At 43.5% G+C, this 17236-nt stretch carries 19 protein-coding genes and 2 tRNA genes; 13 read left to right on the top strand and 8 right to left on the bottom strand.

Annotated features, from left to right (window positions below):
• Positions 1-124 precede the first annotated feature (124 nt).
• The 5 genes from rimP to tpiA all read right to left on the bottom strand — a co-directional run bounded on the left by rimP (position 125) and on the right by tpiA (position 2809).
• Positions 125-625 (bottom strand): ribosome maturation factor RimP, encoded by a 501-nt coding sequence (rimP, locus tag CZ794_RS11905; RefSeq protein ID WP_087041824.1) that lies wholly within the window; start codon positions 623-625, stop codon positions 125-127.
• A 423-nt stretch (positions 626-1048) separates the two neighbouring features.
• Positions 1049-1125 (bottom strand) — tRNA-Met (locus CZ794_RS11900).
• 124 nt (positions 1126-1249) lie between these two features.
• A tRNA-Leu gene (locus CZ794_RS11895) sits at positions 1250-1334 on the bottom strand.
• Positions 1335-1479: 145 nt separating this feature from the next.
• Positions 1480-1788, bottom strand: a complete 309-nt coding sequence (secG, locus tag CZ794_RS11890; protein WP_087041823.1) for a preprotein translocase subunit SecG — start codon at positions 1786-1788, stop codon at positions 1480-1482.
• 214 nt (positions 1789-2002) lie between these two features.
• Positions 2003-2809: a triose-phosphate isomerase gene (tpiA, locus tag CZ794_RS11885; RefSeq protein ID WP_087041822.1), complete on the bottom strand. Its 807-nt coding sequence runs from the start codon at positions 2807-2809 to the stop codon at positions 2003-2005.
• A 429-nt stretch (positions 2810-3238) separates the two neighbouring features.
• Here tpiA and pilB point away from each other — a divergent pair, with 429 nt between their 5' ends.
• The 4 genes from pilB to coaE all read left to right on the top strand — a co-directional run bounded on the left by pilB (position 3239) and on the right by coaE (position 8110).
• Positions 3239-4945, top strand: coding sequence for a type IV-A pilus assembly ATPase PilB (gene pilB, locus CZ794_RS11880; protein WP_087041821.1), 1707 nt, complete (start codon positions 3239-3241; stop codon positions 4943-4945).
• 217 nt (positions 4946-5162) lie between these two features.
• A complete protein-coding gene (locus tag CZ794_RS11875; protein WP_087041820.1) occupies positions 5163-6386 on the top strand; it encodes a type II secretion system F family protein in 1224 nt (407 codons plus the stop codon).
• Between the two features lie 7 nt (positions 6387-6393).
• Positions 6394-7293: an A24 family peptidase gene (locus CZ794_RS11870; protein WP_087041819.1), complete on the top strand. Its 900-nt coding sequence runs from the start codon at positions 6394-6396 to the stop codon at positions 7291-7293.
• 133 nt (positions 7294-7426) lie between these two features.
• A complete protein-coding gene (gene coaE, locus CZ794_RS11865; protein WP_087041818.1) occupies positions 7427-8110 on the top strand; it encodes a dephospho-CoA kinase in 684 nt (227 codons plus the stop codon).
• Here coaE and rlmB read toward each other — a convergent pair.
• Together rlmB and CZ794_RS11855 are read right to left on the bottom strand one after the other, a co-directional pair.
• Positions 8073-8843 (bottom strand): 23S rRNA (guanosine(2251)-2'-O)-methyltransferase RlmB, encoded by a 771-nt coding sequence (rlmB, locus tag CZ794_RS11860; protein WP_087041817.1) that lies wholly within the window; start codon positions 8841-8843, stop codon positions 8073-8075. The genes coaE and rlmB overlap by 38 nt on opposite strands.
• Positions 8844-9054: 211 nt before the next feature.
• On the bottom strand, positions 9055-9390 hold the full coding sequence (locus CZ794_RS11855; RefSeq protein WP_062843514.1) for a pyrimidine/purine nucleoside phosphorylase: 336 nt from the start codon (positions 9388-9390) through the stop codon (positions 9055-9057).
• A 743-nt stretch (positions 9391-10133) separates the two neighbouring features.
• Between CZ794_RS11855 and recN the strand changes: the two genes are divergently transcribed.
• The 9 genes from recN to CZ794_RS11810 all read left to right on the top strand — a co-directional run bounded on the left by recN (position 10134) and on the right by CZ794_RS11810 (position 16601).
• Positions 10134-11813: a DNA repair protein RecN gene (gene recN, locus CZ794_RS11850; RefSeq protein ID WP_087041816.1), complete on the top strand. Its 1680-nt coding sequence runs from the start codon at positions 10134-10136 to the stop codon at positions 11811-11813.
• A 116-nt stretch (positions 11814-11929) separates the two neighbouring features.
• Positions 11930-12493 (top strand): YqgE/AlgH family protein, encoded by a 564-nt coding sequence (locus CZ794_RS11845; protein ID WP_062843512.1) that lies wholly within the window; start codon positions 11930-11932, stop codon positions 12491-12493.
• A gap of 56 nt (positions 12494-12549) precedes the next feature.
• A complete protein-coding gene (ruvX, locus tag CZ794_RS11840; protein WP_087041815.1) occupies positions 12550-13080 on the top strand; it encodes a Holliday junction resolvase RuvX in 531 nt (176 codons plus the stop codon).
• A 99-nt stretch (positions 13081-13179) separates the two neighbouring features.
• Positions 13180-13659: a hypothetical protein gene (locus tag CZ794_RS11835; protein WP_087042181.1), complete on the top strand. Its 480-nt coding sequence runs from the start codon at positions 13180-13182 to the stop codon at positions 13657-13659.
• A gap of 202 nt (positions 13660-13861) precedes the next feature.
• The gene (tusA, locus tag CZ794_RS11830) at positions 13862-14173 is read left to right on the top strand and encodes a sulfurtransferase TusA (RefSeq protein WP_373407928.1); all 312 of its coding nucleotides are present in this window, start codon (positions 13862-13864) and stop codon (positions 14171-14173) included.
• A 73-nt stretch (positions 14174-14246) separates the two neighbouring features.
• Complete coding sequence (locus CZ794_RS11825) at positions 14247-14612, top strand: cupin domain-containing protein (protein ID WP_087041813.1); 366 nt, start codon at positions 14247-14249, stop codon at positions 14610-14612.
• A gap of 84 nt (positions 14613-14696) precedes the next feature.
• Entirely contained in the window at positions 14697-15635 is a 939-nt protein-coding gene (gene xerD / locus CZ794_RS11820; RefSeq protein ID WP_087041812.1) for a site-specific tyrosine recombinase XerD, read from the top strand.
• 68 nt (positions 15636-15703) lie between these two features.
• Positions 15704-16042, top strand: coding sequence for a DUF3817 domain-containing protein (locus CZ794_RS11815; RefSeq protein WP_087041811.1), 339 nt, complete (start codon positions 15704-15706; stop codon positions 16040-16042).
• A 130-nt stretch (positions 16043-16172) separates the two neighbouring features.
• On the top strand, positions 16173-16601 hold the full coding sequence (locus tag CZ794_RS11810; RefSeq protein WP_087041810.1) for a hypothetical protein: 429 nt from the start codon (positions 16173-16175) through the stop codon (positions 16599-16601).
• A 14-nt stretch (positions 16602-16615) separates the two neighbouring features.
• Here CZ794_RS11810 and CZ794_RS11805 read toward each other — a convergent pair whose 3' ends face one another.
• The gene (locus CZ794_RS11805) at positions 16616-17227 is read right to left on the bottom strand and encodes a hypothetical protein (RefSeq protein ID WP_087041809.1); all 612 of its coding nucleotides are present in this window, start codon (positions 17225-17227) and stop codon (positions 16616-16618) included.
• Positions 17228-17236 lie beyond the last annotated feature (9 nt).

The raw sequence follows: 17236 nt of genomic DNA, 5'->3' as shown, positions 1-17236 counted from the left end.
GGTTTTACCGCAAGCTATTATTTGCTTAGAGATATGTGTTTAGAAAATAGTGCTTTAATTTCTCATAAACCATATAACTTATATGTTCATTCAAGGATATCCTTAAATGCAACCTTTCAATAGATTATGCATCTTCATAAATTAGGTTGGCTTTGTCAATATTGCTTAAAGCAATCTCGAACTGCTCACCATCGTTTGATGTCAGTGTCAAAACGTTTGCATCAATACTATCTAAAGTACCTGTCGCTTTACGACGTTTTTGATCACCTGTGCCGATAGCTTGAATCAGACGTAGGCTAACCTTCTGACCAACATACGCATGCATTTGTTCGTCTGAGAAAAACGCACGGTCAAATCCTGGTGAAGAGACTTCTAAAATGTACTCACCAGCAATCGGATCATGAACCTCAAGAATACCGCTCACTTGGTGGTTTACCGCAGCACAGTCTTCAATCGTGACATGTTTATCTTGGGCTTGCTCTTCTGGCAAAGCCTCAATATAAATACGTAATAAAGAACGGCGGCCTTGTGGCGCAAATTCTATACCCCATAGTGCCACATCACAAGCGGCTACTGCTGGAGCAATAATATTGGTCAGTTCTGCAACTTTGGTCGAAAGCTTCATAATATCTTTGTATTTTCCTATTCACTCATCTATCGTACTTGAGAAACCATCTTAAAATGTTAATGTCTTTCTTACTCGTCAACATCACAGTTGATACCGTATTTTAAGCCACAATCTTCGTATGCTGTGCATTTATATAGGGACGAGCACAGAAAACATCAAGCTCAGTCAGGCAATGCTTTTATGATTCATAAAGCAATACTATCGATAAAAGAGTAAGGAATAGCAGATAGTGTCGCTTAAGAAAAATCGCGTTAATAGCGGTAAGTGACGAAGAGTACTTTACTCTATAGACTCAGAGCTTAGCACAAGTAGGATAGATACCGCGATAACACTGACCATCAGATACAAAAAAACCCACAAACATAATGGTGGGCTAATCGTTACTGACAAATTTAGTGTACAAAACATCAGTATAAAAAGTGGTAGCGGGGGCTGGATTTGAACCAACGACCTTCGGGTTATGAGCCCGACGAGCTACCAGACTGCTCCACCCCGCATCAATCTAGAACGCACATTATAGGGAGGTTTTATAGAAGTGTCAATGATTATTTTAAAATAAATTTAAATGAACCAAATGACTATTACAAAAGTACCCTTACGCTGTGCCGCGTCATAAAAACTTGGTGCGATTGGGGGGACTTGAACCCCCACAGCTTGCGCCACCACCCCCTCAAGATGGCGTGTCTACCAATTCCACCACAATCGCATTTTTCTCATCACTCTGTTTTTAATCTCAAACCTATCATGAATAACGCTTAAGGTAGGCGTCGATAGAATAGGAGCTGTAAAAACAGAAAAGCATTGTAAATCTAACGTATCAAAATAGCAAGGGCTGCTTGCTTAAAATCCTTTTACTCAGGATTCTGTGTCAACGGACGTGGTGTTTGCGGTGCTGACACTGGCGCATCTAAACGAAACTGGTCTTCTGCCTGCTTACGAGCATGGACAGCCAAGGTCATACTGGTAATAAAAAAGATGAGGGTGAGCACGGCGGTTGCACGAGTCAAAAAGTTGGCCGTTCCCGCGGCACCAAATACGGTACCCGACGAGCCAGCACCAAAAGAAGCTCCAGCATCTGCCCCTTTACCATGCTGTATCAAGATCAAGCCGATCATGGCAATAGCCACGATAATGTGCAGGGCTAATATAAACGTAAACATGGTGTCCTCTTTTGCCGCGTGATGACGACTAATAACGGAAAATAAATCTTAACTTCAATAGGGATAGCGATCAATATATGTTGATCCCAAATCATTTGTATAAATAAGGCGCATTGTACACGATTGCAAGGGCACTGTTAAACCTACTTTTTTAACTGAAAAAGACACTGTTTAGGCAAACAAGCCACATCCACGCCAAACCTTGTTCAACGTGTTATGCATGACGGGCACTAAACGCATCCGCAATGGCTAAAAAACTCTCAGCTTTTAAAGAAGCACCACCAACCAATGCACCGTCAATCATAGGATCAGCAGCGAAGCTATCAGCATTGCTGGCATTAACGCTACCGCCATACAATACGGTCATGTTGTCTACTGTTTTGGCAAAACTGGCAATCGTTTGCTTTATATACTGATGCGTTTTGCTGACTTCTTCTACCGTTGGCACTTTTCCAGTACCAATGGCCCATACTGGCTCATAAGCGACAATCAAGCGCTCAGATAACGATGAGATAAGTTCTGGCTGCTGGGCAAGTACGTCTTTGAGCACTGACAACTGATCGCTGATGACGTTTAAGGTTTGCTGATCGTCATATTGCGTCTGGGTCTCGCCAATACAGAAAACCACGCCTAGGTTTTGGGCAAAGGCATGAGTCAGTTTTTTAATTAAGGCTTCGTGAGATTCTTTGTGGTATTGACGGCGCTCAGAGTGACCCAGTATTGTCCAAGTGGCTCCAGCATCTGCTACTTGCTGCGCTGAACAATCGCCCGTGTATGCGCCTGTATTTGCACTATGTTGGCTAATATCTTGCGCAGCACATCGTATGGCACTGCCTTGCAAACGCGCACTAACCGCCGCCAAATGAATACAGCTTGGTGCCACCATCAATTGGCAACGACTGGTCGATGGTGCCTTATCAGCTTGTGCATCGGTCACAGTCAGTAAGTCGTTCAACAGCGCATTCACATCGTGGTTCGTTGCTGGATTTTGTTTCCAGTTGCCAATTACCCAAGCTTGCATACTCATCTACCTTGTCTCATGTATTCATGCCAATTCGGCTAATATGCGCGCCAGTATAACAAATAATTGACAAGTGCTATAGTATGCCATCGACAGAAATGGACAAGCGTTTGAAGTGCCTGTTGAACTGATCTGATACCCGTCATACTTTTTTTGCGTGGCGGGTTATATAGTGTCTATAAAGCCTTTAAACTGAAGTCAATCTTTAATAGTATAATAGCCACAAATAACGCAATATTATCAAAAACTTAATTCATTGAAATGCTTATGGCGTACACAACCAAAAATACAAACTATGAATACTAAGGATAGTAAGGCTTTTTGTGAAAGTAGCGTTTGCTCACTCCGAAAAAGCATCCTTAAACGTTATAAATAGTATGTAAATCTTGGATAAATATGCTGAGTACTTGGTATCAAGGAGAAGTCGTAATGTCTGTCACAACGAGTAAATATGGCGGGTTGGCGCAGCAGCTCATCAGTGAAGGTATCGTTAGCGAAACGAATATGAAAACGGCGCAAAACGAATCTCAGCAGCAGCAAATAGGACTCGTGCCGTATTTGGTAGATAATAAGCTTGCCGACGCATCGCACCTTGCTCAGATGCTATCGCAGGCATTTGGTGATCCTTTATTCGATTTAGATGCGCTCAATCCAGATGTCGTTCCAAGAGACTTGGTGGACGAAAAAATCATTCGTAAATTTAATGCTTTACCCCTTTTTAAGCGCGGACAACGTTTATTCATTGCGTTAAGTGATCCAACCCGTGTCGATGCGATCGATGCCATTGCCTTTAACTCTAGGCTTTCTATTGAAACCATCGTCGTCGAAGAAGACAAGCTTAAAAGGCATATCGAAAAAATTTATGCCGATACCATGCAAAGCTTTGATAGTTTTTCTGACAGTGATCTAAATGTCGGTTTTGAAGAAAATGAAGAAGAGGGTGAAGTCAAACTTACGGACAGCGTAGATGAAGCTCCTGTCGTCAAGTTTGTCAATAAGATGCTGGTAGATGCCATTCGTATGGGCGCCTCTGATTTACATTTTGAGCCTTATGAGAAGACGTATCGTGTCCGCTTTCGTGTCGATGGCGTGATGCAGAAGATGTCTAGTCCGCCCGTACAGCTGGCAGGCAAAATTGCAGCCCGCTTAAAGGTCATGTCACAAATGGACATCTCAGAGCGGCGTGTGCCACAAGATGGACGTATCAAACTTAAGATATCTAAAAGTAAAGCCATCGATTTTCGTGTGAACTCTTTGCCAACACTGTTCGGTGAAAAAATCGTTCTACGTATTTTGGATCCTTCTTCAGCCATGCTAGGCATTGAAGCCTTAGGTTATGAGCCCGATCAAAAAGAGATGTTCTTAGAGGCGCTACATAAACCGCAAGGCATGCTATTGATTACTGGTCCTACGGGTTCTGGTAAAACGGTTTCATTATATACCGGTATCAATATCTTAAATACAGGCGCGACCAATATCTCAACTGCGGAAGATCCTGTTGAGATCAATTTGGAGGGTATCAATCAGGTCAACGTCAATCCTAAAGTGGGCTTAACTTTTGCTAACGCTCTCAAGTCCTTTTTGCGCCAAGATCCTGATATTGTGATGGTTGGGGAGATTCGTGACCTTGAAACGGCGGAGATTGCCATTAAAGCCGCTCAGACGGGTCACATGGTACTCTCGACCTTGCACACCAACTCCGCCCCTGAAACATTAACCCGTCTGCGTAACATGGGTGTGGCGTCTTTTAATATCGCCACTTCCGTCAACTTGGTTATCGCTCAGCGCCTAGCACGACGCCTATGCAAAAACTGTAAGAAGCCTATCAATATCCCGCGTCAAAGCTTACTTGAGCTTGGATTCCAGGATGCCGACTTAGACAATCCAGACAATGTCATTTATGAGCCAGTAGGTTGTCACGAGTGCCGTGAAGGTTATAAAGGGCGTGTTGGTATTTATGAGGTCATGAAAGTCACGCCTGATATTTCACGCATCATTATGGAAGATGGCAATGCCATAGATATCAAAGATGCTGCGCTCAAAAATGGTTTTCGAGACCTGCGCCGCTCAGGTGTTTTGAAAGTTTTACAAGGGGTGACCAGTATTCAAGAAATGATGCGGGTCACTTCTGAATAAGAGAGAATTTTCACATGCTTATGCGTAGCCTCCTTTATATTCTGGGTTTGTTACTTGTACAGCCTTCATTAGTAAGTAACAATGACTTTAAGCGCTTAAAAATAAAACAGATAAGGTCTGGTTTTTTGCGCTAAAATGAAGTACGTAGAATTAAGAGTATAAGCTAAGCGCTGCCTTACTACTGACATTTCATCAGACAATTTTTAAGGGTAATAATATGGCAAAAGCTAAGACCGACATGCTGTTAGACTTTGTCTATGATGGAGTGAATCGGCGTGGACAAAAAGTAAAAGGTGAGACCACCAGTCGTAGTTTAGAGCTAGCAAAAGCCACTTTGCGTAAACAAGGCATTACCGTTAAGGGCATTAAGAAAAAGCCCAAACCCCTATATACCTTTAAAAAATCTATCAAAGCCATTGATATTGCTATTTTTGCAAGGCAGCTGGCAACGATGATGAAAGCTGGTGTACCGCTAACCCAGTCTTTTGAAATTGTCGCTGACTCATTAGACAATCCGAGTATGAAAGACTTAGTTCTACAAATAAAAGCGGATATCGAGGCAGGCGGCACCTTTGCCTCTGCCTTACGTAAGCATCCGCGCTATTTTGACGACCTTTTTTGTTCGCTGGTTGAGTCTGGCGAGCAGTCAGGTGCACTTGAGACTATGCTTGAGCGGGTTGCGACTTATAAAGAAAAAAGTGAATTACTCAAAGCCAAAATCAAAAAGGCCATGAAGTATCCGATTGCGGTTATTATCGTGGCTATTATTGTGACCATGATTTTGCTCATCAAAGTAGTGCCCGTCTTTTCCGGCCTATTTGAATCTTTTGGTGCCGAGTTGCCAGCATTTACACAGATGGTGGTTGGTATGTCTGAGTGGATGCAATCTTGGTGGTTTATTTTAATCATTATTATTGGTGGCGCTATTATTGGCTTTTCAGAGGCTAAGAAACGATCAAAAAAATTCCGTGATTTTTTGGATCGTGCAGCTCTAAAAGCCCCCATATTTGGCAATATTGCTTATCAGGCGGTCATTGCCCGTTTTGCGCGGACACTATCGACGACCTTCGCCGCTGGCGTGCCGCTTATTGATGCGTTAGATTCTACGGCAGGTGCAGCAAACAATGTCGTGTTTTACAATGCCATTCAGCAAATTAAAAATGATGTATCGACTGGTCAACAGCTACAATTTTCGATACGCTCGACCAATCTATTTCCAAGCTTGGCCATTCAAATGGTTGGTATTGGAGAAGAGTCAGGAAGTCTAGAAGAGATGCTTGATAAGGTCGCTGTTTATTATGAGAATGAAGTCGACAATGCTGTTGATGGCTTAACCAGTTTGATGGAGCCACTCATTATGGCCGTATTGGGTGTATTAGTAGGGGGCCTAGTCATTGCGATGTACTTGCCAATTTTCCAAATGGGTTCAGTGGTAGGATAACGACTTGATGCAATTTATACAGTTATTACAAGACAATACGACCCTAGCTTTATTTGTATTTGGTTTATTGGGTCTTTGTGTTGGCAGTTTTTTGAACGTGATTATTCACCGTATCCCGCTAATGATGATCTATGACTGGCGACAGGAGTGTAGCCATTTTCTCGCTGACCAAGTCGATATGCCACGTGAGCATACGCAGCCTTTAACCAACATTGTCGCAAATGACCAACCCATTACCTTGAGTCGGCCAGCGTCACGTTGCCCTCATTGTGCTCATAAAATCAAATGGTATGAAAACATTCCTTTAATAAGCTGGCTGATACTGCGAGGTCGATGTTCAGACTGTAAAGCATTTATCGATTTACGTTATCCTTTGGTTGAGGGGGTAACGGCGCTGCTGTCCGTATTGGTCATTTATCAATTTGGGGTCAGTGGTACTGGACTGTCAGCATTAGTTTTGGTATGGACGCTGATTGCCTTGACAGGTATTGATTTTGATACCCAGCTACTGCCCGACCGTCTAACATTTCCATTAGCAGGCTTAGGATTGGCAGTCAATTCGCAAGGCTGGTTTGTCTCCCCTACTCAATCGATCTGGGGCTTATTACTTGGGTTTTTGTCATTGTGGGTAGTGGTTAAGATATTTTATCTCATTACTAAAAAGCACGGCATGGGTCAAGGAGACTTTAAATTATTGGCCGTATTGGGTGCTTGGCTTGGGCCTTTGATGCTGCCACTTATCATCTTGTTGTCGTCTTTATTAGGATCTGTCGTTGGACTCATTTTAATGAAAAAACAGGGTGAGAGCCGCCCGTTCGCTTTTGGGCCTTATATCGCCATCGCGGGAATCGTTGCATTATTATACGGTTCGGATATCGTCAGCTGGTATCTTGGCATGTATACTTAATAAACTATTTTAGCCATTTATCGGTAGTCATTTTTAATTATCATCCCTCTTTGAGCGCCGTGTGGCCTTGAGAATTGATTGTTAAGCAGTCACTGCCATCCTCATTATAATATCCGTTAGATAAGTCACTATTATGTCAAAACAGACGACCCTTTATTCGCATCAATCACAGAACCTACCAACAAAAAATAAGACGCTAATAGTTGGGCTGACGGGCGGCATTGGTAGTGGCAAGTCTGCTGCCAGCGCTTGGTTTGCTGAGCAAGGTATCGATATCATTGATGCCGATGTCATTGCTCATGAAGTGGCTGCCAAGGGTAGCCCAACCTTACGCAAGATTCAGAAAAAATTTGGTGATTGGGTATTGAACAGTGATGGCACAATGGACAGAGCCGCTGTCAGAACACATGTGTTTGCGTATCCAGAAGCACTCATTGAGTTGGAGGCAATCACGCATCCAGCGATACGTGAAGCAGCAAAGCTGCAACTGGCGGCCAGTACATCGCCTTATGTGGTGTTATCAGCGCCCCTACTTATTGAAGGCGCTGAGGCTGGACTGGCCAATTTATGTCAGCGCATTTTGGTGATGGATGCTACTGAGGAAACTCAGCTGGCACGCGCCAGCCGACGTGATGAGCAAAGCGTACAAAAGATCAAAGCCATTATGACCAATCAGCTTAGCCGAGAAGAACGCAACCGCCACGCAGATCATGTCATTCTCAACGAAAGCGACTTGGCTTCTCTTTATATCAAGCTTGAACCCTTACATCAAGAATATCTTACGCTTGCCCAGCAGCTAAAGTACGCTGCCGATTGACCTCATACAGCGCCATACCAGTGGCAACACTGACATTCAAGCTTTGCAAATTACCATGCTCATTGCCTGACATCGGGATGTAAACCAGCTCATCACAGCTTTCTGTGGTCAAACGGCGCATCCCTTCGCCTTCTGAACCCATAATAATTGCCGTCTTACCTGTCAAATCAGCAGCATGTAATGGTTTGGCATCCGCATTAAGAGCGGTACCAAAAACAAATACCCCTGCATCTTTAATCTGTGACAACGCACGCGCCAAATTGGTCACACTAATAATCGGCATCATCTCGGCCGCACCAACCGAGACTTTGGCAACCGTTGGTGTCAGGCTTGCGGCATGATGTTTGGGGCAAACCACAGCGTCCACACCCATCGCCACAGCAGTACGCAAACAAGCACCAAAATTATGGGCATCAGTGATTTGATCGAGTACCAATAACAAGCACTGTTCACGTCCAGCAATCGTATCTAGTAAGCCTTCATCAGCGAAACCCAATGGACGTGCATGCAATACAACCCCTTGATGCTGCGGGCTACCACACAGTTGCGTCAGCTTGTCTTTTTGTGCGGTTTGAATACTAATACCATTGTCGCGTGCTTGCACCATAATGGCTTGTACATGATTGTCACTCTCACGCCCTTGCTGGACAAACAAGCTAAGCCCATCAAGCGGACGGTGTTCAAGTAAGGCATCAATCGCGTGAATGCCATAAAAATAAATGGGTTTTGCCATAATAGGCCTACTATAAATATAAGTGGGTATCGCATATTGCGATAAGATAAAAAAGAGAGATGGCTCAATTGTACCAGCGAATTACTGAGTAGCGATTGGTAATACTCGCCAAAAAAGAAATAAACAATACCGATCCGATATTGTTTATTTTTTAAATACTCTCTGTACAGCGTGATAAGTCACCCTATAGTGACATTCATCTGACTGTCGATTAGCCTTCTAGGTGGCAGACATACTGAACAATTTCTTCGGTACGCAGATTGAACCCGCTGTTGCCCTCAACCACGAATGATTGACCTGCACGGTAATAGCTAAACTCTTCATCACCATTTATCTTGACTTCACACTCACCGCTAGTGATTTCGATACGCTCAGAGGTATTGGTACTAAAGTGATAATGGTCAACCAAGTTGTCACAAGGCAAGATCACGCCTAGCGTCTTATGGCGCCCATCCTCAAACATAATAGTATGGCTTGAACAACGACCATCATAAGAGACGGTTGCGTGGGCATTGACGGTTACATTAGTAAATTGCGCCGCTGTCATAGTGGCTTCCTTATCAAATAATTATTATAAAACTAAAAAATAAGTAACTGAGTTGAGTCAGCTAGTGTGGGCGTTTTTGAAGAAGCGCTCAATCTTAAATGATGGATTCTATTACAATAAAGACCTGCCCGCTAACCATAGGAGCAGATTCTATAAAAATTTTTTGACATAATCGCTAAGTTCTCTGCACTTTTACTATAAGCTTCTAATTTTACGAAACCATGACTTGCACCATGATAAAGAGTGCATAGAACCCACAGTCAGAGTTTATCATTATGTGAGATTATGCTACCACATTATCTCTATAAAGTTTGTTACAGCAGCGGTAAATTCTCTATGCTCGGCTTATTATGATGTTGTCACGCTTCTCTATTCCTTGCGGCTTTCGTGATTATAGTTAGCCACCTTCATTAGCTTAAGTGTTGGTTCAACAATTGATGTAAGGCTTTTATTTTAAAAGGTTTTATTGAGACAAATGACTCACCTTCATCATCAGTGTTACAAGAAAAAGAAAGACCATTCGTGGTCAACGTCTGCTGGTTTTGTGGTAGTCTTGCCAAACCCATTTGTGAGATTTACTGCCTTTAATATTTGTATTTAAAGACATTTAACACCATAATATTTGCCAATCACATTTATCTATTCGCGCTGTTAGCTGAACCTATTTATTCTTTTTTTCATCCTATTTTAGGCAGCATTTTTGAGCTTTATATAGAGCTTGCGATCTGTCATGAGAGGCGTTGATGCTAGTATCATTAACTTTACATCAGTTTGCGTTGATTGCTCAACATGAGCTAAACGTGGCTTTTGGCTTTAATGTCATCACCGGTGAGACGGGCGCTGGCAAGTCGCTATTACTGGATGCTTTGTCCTTATGTATTGGCGAGCGCGCAGACAGTGCCATGGTCAGACATGGCGCTGCACATGCAGATATCTACGCGCAATTTGATGTAGAAAACAATCCCGTCGTTGCCGAATGGTTCACAAAAAATGAGCGTCTACTAGAAGAACCTGAAGTATTGATTCGGCGCCAATTGAGCAATACGGGTCGTTCAAAAGCTTGGTTAAATGGGACACCAGTGAGTCTTGCTGAATTAAAAAGTTTGGGCGCATTGCTGGTCAATATTCATAGCCAACATGCTCAGCAAGCCTTGTTAAAGCCACAATTTGTGGTGCAATGGTTAGATGAGATGGCACAGACCACGCCGCTTGCGATACAAACAGCCAATAGCTATCAGCAGTATCAACAGCTCAAACGCCGCGCCGATGATATTGCTAGCCGCGAATCTCAGCGCCAAGACCGTATTCAACTTTTGCAAAACCAGCTGGCAGACATAGCGCCATTATTGGCGGTCGATTATGCAGAGGTCGAGGCGGAGCACGAAGAGCTCTCGAATATTGAAGCACTGATGACCGAGGCCAGTCATGGTTTGCATCTACTAGACAATGATACCGATGAGCCAGATGTCATGACATTACTGGGTCAAGCGATCAAAATCTGTGATCATCAAATGGATGTCAGTCAAACGTTTGAGCAAGCCTCTGAGCAACTGCATTTGGCACAGCAGCAGATTACCGAAGTGACCGCGTTACTGTCGGATTATGCCGAACAGCAATTGCCTGACCCTGAGCGCCTGCAAACGCTAGACAGTTTAATCAGTTTAGGTCACCGCTTATCACGCAAGCACAATTTGCCCGCTGGTGAGTTGATTCAGGAAGCAAAAGGCTGGCAAGCGCAATTGGATCAATTGGAAAATGAGCCAAGCAGTGATGCCATGGCAGCGCAAATCGAGCAAGCGTGGCAAGCCTATTTGGCATTTGCCACGCAGCTCAATAAAGCGCGAAAGAAAGCTGCGCCCACGGTGAGTAAGCAGCTGATTGAGCAGCTACAGCCACTTGCCCTGCCCAATGCTCGCTGCGAGTTTGTGTTTACCAAAAAAGCGGAAACCAGCCACTATAATGCACAAGGGTGCTACGATATTGATTTGTTGTTCAGTGCCAATGTGGGTATGCCCATGCAGCCATTGCACAAAATCGCCTCAGGTGGTGAGCTGTCGCGTATGGCGCTGGTGATGCAAGTACTGCAAGCGACGAGTGCTGATAACAATGCCGCCAAGCCGATGCTGGTATTCGATGAGGTCGATGTCGGTATCAGTGGTGGCACCGCGCAAGTGGTCGGTGAGCTATTACGCGCGCTGGGTCAAACGCAGCAATTGCTTGCCATTACTCACCAAGCTCAAGTCGCCGCACAAGCGCATCAGCATATCTTGGTACAAAAACACCATCAAGAGCAGACCGAAAGCGAGCTGCTTATCGTGACAGGTCATGCGCAAGTGGATGAGCTGGCACGTATGTCGGGCGGCGTGACCATCACTGATGTAACACGCGATCATGCGCGTAGTTTGTTGACCGATGTTAAGTAAAAATAAGTGCCTCTCAATCCTTGACTGGGCGTTGATAAACAACAACTTTGGTTGATTTTTACCTCGTTATCGCCATATAGTGGTCTCTCACCTTTATTTAGGTTACGTGTTTTTTTATGTCTAAAGCCAACTTGACCCATCATTTCTTAATTGCGGCGCCAGAGCTATCAGATCCACGATTTGCACAGGCTTTAATCTATATTTGTCGTCATGATAAATATGGCGCCCTTGGTCTTATGGTCAATCGTCCATTAGAGCAAGCACGCGTTGGCAAGCTTTTGGAAGACTTGGATATCGAAGTAACCAACCGCCAAGTGATGGAAGACTTGGCATTAGAAGGTGGCCCCATGTATCCAGAGGTGGGTTTTGTGTTACATACAGGACAGCCAGAGTGGGCCTCTTCTTTTGCCATTTCAGAGAATGTCTGTATCACCACCAGTCAAGACATTCTTAAGCGTATTGCAGCCGGTCAAGGGGTGGGTCATTATCAGCTGTGCTTGGGACATGCCAGTTGGGGCAAAAAACAGCTGGAAAAAGAGCTGGGTAATGGCGATTGGTTGGTTTGTCCCGCTGATTTGAACTTATTGTTTGATACGCCCTTTGAAGAGCGTTGGCAAATCGCCGCTGACAAAATTGGTGTGAATTTCGATTATCTAAGCAGTGATATCGGTCACGCTTGATCTTCATCTTCGAAGCTTGGTAATAACACACCCAACGATAGGAAACCTCCCTTATTATGGTAGATAGCACGCTTATAAAAGATGCCGTAGAAGCGATTGATGACAGTATTTCTGAATCAACCGTCAAACCGCATCTTATTTTGGCTTTAGATTACGGTGTCAAAAAAATGGGTATGGCCTTGGGCAATACCGTCACCGAGACCGCACGTGCCTTTGATATTTTGGCCATGGATAATGGTCAGCCAGACTGGGACAATTTACTGGGTATTATCAAAGTATGGGGCGTGGCAAGAGTGGTGGTTGGTTTGCCACTGAATATGGATGGCAGTAGCTCCATGCTGTCTAAGCGTGCGCACAAATTTGCCCGTCGCCTCGCTCACAGAATCATGGAGCAGCATTTGCCTGTGACTGTATCCTTGTGTGATGAGCGCTTGACATCTGTCGCCGCACGAGAGATAGCATGGGAAAATGGCTGGATCAAACATGAGCGCGACCCCATTGATGACATCTCTGCCTGTATTTTGATGTCGACTTACTTTGCGGATCCTAACACCAGCATCGCCATTGACGCCATCAAACCAGATTGATAAGACAACAATATCAAAAGTAAAATGTCAAAAGTGACAGGTTTTATAGCCTTGTTTTTTACCCTATCGCCTCTCCAAACAAATACGTGACTGATGACTATGACCAACGCCCCAGACCAAGCCTTGCAAAATAAGACGCTACATGGTTTTGCACCGCTTGCGATTGCGCGTATCAAAGGGGCGCAGCGGGTGAACCAAATAGCCATTTATCTGATTTATGCTGCGCTTTTGGCATTTGTGATTTTTGGTACTATTGCCAGTATCAAGGCATTCCATGACAATCAGTTACTGTATCAATTGTTTTATAACTTGCCTTATGCATTAGTCGCGCTGACCATTCCCATTACTATTTATGATGCTTTAGTGATTTACCGCTATCGGCTCAATCAACCCTCAATGATTGCCATGAGTATTAGCGTATCGACCCTTATTCTGATCGGTGAGTTACTGTTTTCTAATACGGCGTGGTTGGGATTGTCCTGTTGGCTGGGCGTGGCATTTTTGTTCAAAGTGACGTTTAAGCGCTTTTTTAACTTTTTAGAAATACAAGAAGACGCTGATATCATTGAAGAGACATAAGCTGCTCGCATGAAATCCCTTTAATAAATGTATCGTTTATTAAAAAAGCATACCGTACCGCTGGGATAGATTTGTTCAAGCTTCTGTCTGTAACGGCACAGCAAGCAAAAAAATCGATCTAAGCAGCGCACTTTTTATGCGTCACTTTTATACTATAAACTCACCTAATTGATTTTAATAATACATTATGACGACCTCAACGATGCAAACGACTATTGATCATCATTTAGACACACAAGGGTTGATCTGCCCTGAGCCTGTGATGATGCTACACCGAGTCATCCGTAAAGCAGATGGCGGCGAGGTGATTGAAATACTCGCCACTGATCCTGCTACCACACGCGACATTCCTAATTTTTGTCGTCATCTGGGTCATGAGCTACTCAGTCAAGAAACAATGGCTGACCATGTGAGCTTGGATGCTGACCCTGATGAGATCACTGTTGATAGCGATGACAGCACGCCAGCAAGCGCGACGCTCTATCGTTATGTGGTTAAAAAGAAAAACAGCTGAGAGTGGATAAATTAGTACATTCACTGCTCAAAATTTTTGCATCAAATCACCCAAAATCTAGCAAGGAAGCGTGATGAATAAAGTTGATATTGCAGAAAAATTTACTCTATTCACAGAAGAGTGGACACCAAAAATCATCGCAGAATCAAACGGTCAATTGGTAAAAATAGCCAAGGGCAGTGGCGAGCTGGTTTGGCACAAGCATGATAATGAAGATGAGTTGTTTATCGTATTTAAAGGTAAGCTCACATTACAAATGAGAGATAAAAATATTGAGCTAGGTGTAGGCGAGATGTATGTGGTGCCAAAAGGGGTTGAGCATTGTCCACTTGCCGAGCCAAATACGCACTTTATGATGATTGAACCTGCTCAAACTGCTCATACGGGTAGCGTAAGTCATGAGGCAACTGTGGCCTTGGAAGACCAATACTGGATTTGATGCGCCAATCATCTTTTGTGGGATCTAAAGACACAGCACATAAAGCAAAACACAAAAATATGATTTATTTTTTGAGGCTACCTGATGAGCCGTGATCGCGCCGTACAACAACGACAACCAAAGGCGTTAGCAGTCGATGATGAACCGTCTTATATGACGGAGTTTCGTCAAGCGATGCTGGCACGTGGTCTAGCGACGCGTACCCGTAACGCCTATGTTCGCGACTTGCGTTCTTGTGAGTTGACCAACCCTATCGCGCTGACCCGCTGGCAGCCTGATGATGTGCTGCACTGTCTCTCCCTACTCACTCAAGACGGCAAAACCCCTCGTACTCAAGCGCGTATGCTCTCAAGCTTGCGTCAGTTCTACTTGTGGATGATTGCGAGCAATCTACGCGCGGACAATCCTTGCGAGCGCATCAAAAGCCCCAAACTTGGACGTCCACTGCCAAAAGATTTGTCTGAGGCGGATGTCGACAATCTCCTTGCCGCACCCGATACCAGTACCGCGCTAGGTCTGCGTGACAAAGCCATGCTAGAAGTACTCTACGCTTGTGGTCTGCGTGTGAGTGAGCTGATTAATCTGTCACTTGAACAAGTCAATCTAAATTCTGGCTGGCTACAAATTACAGGTAAAGGCAATAAAACGCGATTGGTGCCACTGGGTGAATATGCAGCGGAAGCGCTGGAGGATTATCTGTCTCATGGGCGCGGCGATCTGATTGCGCATCTAAAATCTGGCAACTGCCAAGCCGTGTTTTTGACTGCACAAGGTGGTTATATGACGCGTCAGAATTTTTGGTATTTGCTTAAAAAGTATGCCAAAGTTGCCAGTATTGATAAAGAGTTATCACCGCATACTTTGCGTCACGCCTTTGCCACCCATCTGCTTAATCATGGCGCAGATTTGCGTAGCGTGCAGTTATTACTTGGACACAGTGACTTGTCTACCACACAGATTTATACCCATGTAGCGACGGCAAGATTGCAGCAGTTACATGCCGCGCATCATCCGCGTGGATAGCCTTTTGGGTAGCATGGTGAGCAGAATAGTAATTAAATATTGATTCATAATTGTCAGAGGACTATATCGTGTCGTACGCCGAGCCATCTTCCAAGCCCACTCTCACCAAAGCACAAGCATTTGCGCTGAAAAAACTGACCATTATGGGTTATTTGGAAGGCACGTCTTTTCTGCTGCTCCTAGGTATCGCCATGCCACTCAAATATATGCTGGATATGCCTGAAATGGTAGGCTACGTTGGGCCTGTGCATGGGGTGTTGTTCATCGCCTATATCGTCGTACTCTTTATGACGGCGCATAAAATCAAAATGCCGCTGTGGGCGTTGCCTGCTGGGGTTCTTGGTTCATTTTTGCCCTTTGGGCCGTTTGTGTTTGATCATGTGTTAAAGAAGCGGTTGGGGAAGTAGTCTAGAAATTATTTTATTTACGGAAACTTATCCGTATGTGGTAATAGCAAGTTTGTAGACGTTGCGTATAGTAAGCGATCAATGAGATTGAGTAGTGACAGTATCGCTTTACAATTATTTGAGAAAAAAAATGATTAAAGTATCGCTTCAAAATATTGAAGAATTATTAGTAACAAAAAAATTCAATGGTTTAGCGTTAAAAGCGAATAAGAGTAAGGTTATAAGTATTTTTGGCGAGCCTATAGAATATGAGCCACAGAAAGGTAAAAATTACGAAATATACTCTTATGGTGTTTTACAAGTTTATCTTCTAAACAGCGTAGTGGTGGGTTTTACTTTTGACTATCAAAAGATCCATTACTGCAGAGAGACTGTTGAATATATGCCTATAGACCAAAAAATTATTTTCACATATCTCAGCATTCATAAAATTAATTATTCAGAAAACTTATTATTAAGAAACTATAATGGAAGTACTTTTAGTACTGATAATGGTATCAGTCTGGGTTTTGTCGATAACAAACTGGTCGCCTTCGGATTACTATCATTAAGCGCATAATAACGGGTTATGGGTTAGTTAGTGATTTGATAATTCCTAGGAAAATAGGTATTGATCTTATCATTATCAAGCACTTTATTTTTAGTAAAATCTAGAGTGTCTGAAACGGCTATACCATGCCAAAGCGCTTGTGGAAAATCCTCAATAGATGCGTAGATTGTAGGTACAAGATAACGGTAATAATCGCCCATTTTGGTCGCACCATTATATCCTACAGGATAATCCTCGCCTTGGTTACTACCCTCAATTGCAAGATAAACGAAATAACCTTTTTTAGAAGGTAGATTTTCCTCTCTTGAATCCAAACTATAATCTGAACGTTCAACTACCCAGTTTGCTACTTCCTGCTTCGTTCTTAGATGACGAAAAACTAAACTAGAATATAAATCCAAAATAGTTTTTCCTTTTTTATTGGTTGGATACTTGTTAAATATTTTAGACTCCTCCCACATATATTCATTTAAGTCATCTAACAATAGCTCAGCGTCAGGGATATTTAAAACTGACTGTGGTAGGTCACCCCAGCAGTTATTCACCATAACGGCAATCCGTCCCTTTTTATCCATTGCAAACCATGTATAGACTGTACCGAATGTTGGTGTCCAGTCTTTGTTAAGATCACTCATTATTTGCCT

It is taken from the genome of Psychrobacter sp. JB385 (genome assembly GCF_900163785.1).
Taxonomy (GTDB): domain Bacteria; phylum Pseudomonadota; class Gammaproteobacteria; order Pseudomonadales; family Moraxellaceae; genus Psychrobacter.
Note: the sequence above shows the minus strand (reverse complement) of the source record. Positions and strands in the feature narration are given on the sequence as shown.